Origin of the sequence: Salinibacterium sp. (assembly GCF_031364185.1) — a bacterium.
GTDB lineage: Bacteria > Actinomycetota > Actinomycetes > Actinomycetales > Microbacteriaceae > Rhodoglobus.
The window spans coordinates 1-2,607 of the sequence record NZ_JANLVV010000263.1; the positions used below are offsets into that span (position 1 = coordinate 1).

Consider the following 2,607-nt stretch of genomic DNA (forward strand, 5'->3'; position numbering starts at 1 on the left):
GGCCCCGTATACCGCTATGACGCCGACCTGAAATCGGACGTGAAGTGGCCGGAATACTGGGACGGGAAGGCCCTCTTCGGCGAGTGGAATCAGGGCAAGATGTACTCGTTCCAGCTGAACGAGTCGACTCCGCCGGCGGAAGCTACCGCTGTGGTCGATATCAATCGCATTCTCCCGGGAATCTTTGATGGCGGGCCGAAATGGCATCGCTCCATGGACTTCACGTTCGGCCCGGATGGGGCTCTATACATCATCGACTGGGGCTCCGATTTTGGGGGGTCGACCGCAGATTCTGGCGTCTTCAAGGTGGACTATGTCAAAGGCAGCTCCTCCCCGATCGCCCGCGCGTCAGCGGACGTCACCTCCGGCCCGGCCACGAGTCTGACTGTTGCCTTTAGTTCGGCTGGCACGCGTCATCCCCTGTCGCTTGACTACAGCCTCCAGTGGAATTTTGGCGACGGCTCTGCCACGAGTGCTGCGGAGAACCCTACCCACACTTATACCGCCGCCGGCGAGTACACGGCACAGCTCACCGTGACCGACATCCTGGGAAAGACCGCTGTCGCAAACGTCAAGATTGTTGTGGGCAATGCGCTGCCGGCCGTAACCATCGACTTCCCGGAGAACGGCGGATTTTTCGAGTGGGGTGACCAGGTGGCCTACGAGGTCACGGTGAGCGATCCAGATAGCGCCGGCGCCATAGATTGCTCGAAAGTTCGGGTGCTCCCGGCTCTCGGGCATGACTCTCACAACCACGACTTCGGCGAGCTGAGCGGGTGTAAGGGAACGATCCAGACCATTCGGGATGCGGGGCACGGCCTCGAGGCGAATCTCTTCTGGGTGATCAACGTGAGTTACACAGACGATGGTGGTGCCGCTCAGGTGCCGCTCACCGGATTCGGCACTAATGTGCTGAACCCTCAGCATTTTCAAGCCGAGTATTTCGACAGCACAGGGCGCATAGGTGGGGACGGCGGCGCGAACGACGGCGTCAAGCTTGAGGCTACCGGGGATGTCGCGGGCGGTGGACGCAATCTCAGCTACGTCGATGCCAACGATTTTTGGTCGTATGAGCCGGTGAATCTGGTGGGAATCGACTCCATAACTCTTCGAACAGCAAGCGGTTATTCCGGATCGTCAACCATCGAGGCTCGGTGGGGCTCCGAAACGGGCCCCGCGATCGGAAGTGTTGTCACTTCGCCGACGCTCAAGAACGGTTCACCAGACTGGCAGACCTACAGCGACTTTGAGATGAGTCTGGATACCGGTCGCCCCACCGGCTCGGGAAAGCTATTCTTCGTGTCGCTCAATGGCGGTGTGAATGTGAACAGCATGGTGTTCGTCGGGGACGGCGTGCAGAGCAACACTCGACCGGAGGTTGACCTCACGGTCGACTCAGACTCTGGTGTGGCGCCTCATACGGTGACCGCTATTGCTGCCGCGACCGATCCGGACGGGAACACGGCGGGCCTGACCTGGCAGTGGGACAGGGGCGACGGGAACGGATTTACGCCGGGCGCGATGACGGAGCGGTTCGACTATCTGACGGCGGGCATCCACAAGCTGATTGTGCGGGTTACTGACGAGGGAGGCGCGTACACGGACGTGTCGAAAACCATCACGGTAACGGATCCGCTAACCGGGATCTGCCTGGCCGGGCGGTCGGACGGGTTCGACGGCACCAGCCTCGACACCGGGCGCTGGAACCGCAACGTTCGCACCAATCAGTTCCTCACGGTAGAGGGTGGCGGGCTCGTGATACCGGCCAGTCTCACTGACCTTCATGCCGCGGGGACGGGCACCCCCAACCTCGTGTTGCAGGATCTACCCAGCGGAGCATTCACCGCGACGGCCAAGGTGAACTTTCCCGCTCGACTGATGTACCAACAGGCCGGCCTGATCATCTACGGCGACGACGATAACTATCTCAAGTTGGTGAACATGGCTCGCGGCGGCACGAGCGACGCTTCTAACCGCGTCTTCCAGTTCCTCAAAGAAACAGGCGCAGTGCCGGTCGAGACGAACACCGCGCCGCTGGGGGTGGGCTTTCCTGACACGTTCTATGTTCGACTTGTCAGCGATGGCACCACGCTGACGGCACAGTATTCGGCCGACGGCACAAACTACACGTCGATGGAGACCACCAACGGCCTCAGCGGGATGGTGAATCCCCGGATCGGGCTATTGGCGCTGGGATCGACGTCGACGGCCGCGGCTGGGGCGCCCCTCGTGAACGCCACATTTGATTGGTTCCAGGTCACTCCGGATGACACGGTGCCAGCGTCGACGCCCGGCGACGAGTTCGACGGCACCGCTCTCGACTACTGTCGCTGGTCTGTCGTTAATGAGAACAGTTCTGGCTACCGCGTGCAGGACGGCAGCCTGCGGATCGATACCTCTCCGTTCGACATCTACGGTGCCGATTCCGGAGTGGAGAACTTCGTGGTGCAGGCACAACCCGCAGGAGACTGGATCGTCGAAACTCGAGTTGACGCCTCGGCGTTCGACCGGCGCTACCAGCAGGGCGGACTCATACTGTACGGCGACGACTCCAATTATCTGAAGCTCGACATCCTTGCCACCAATGCGGCCGGATCGACGCTCGCG

General features: G+C 61.2%; 1 protein-coding gene. It reads left to right on the plus strand.

The window, feature by feature from the left end; translation table 11 throughout:
• Window positions 1-2,607, plus strand: a 2,607-nt coding sequence (locus tag RMN95_RS11675) for a PKD domain-containing protein (RefSeq protein WP_309617083.1), incomplete at both ends; no start/stop codon positions are given.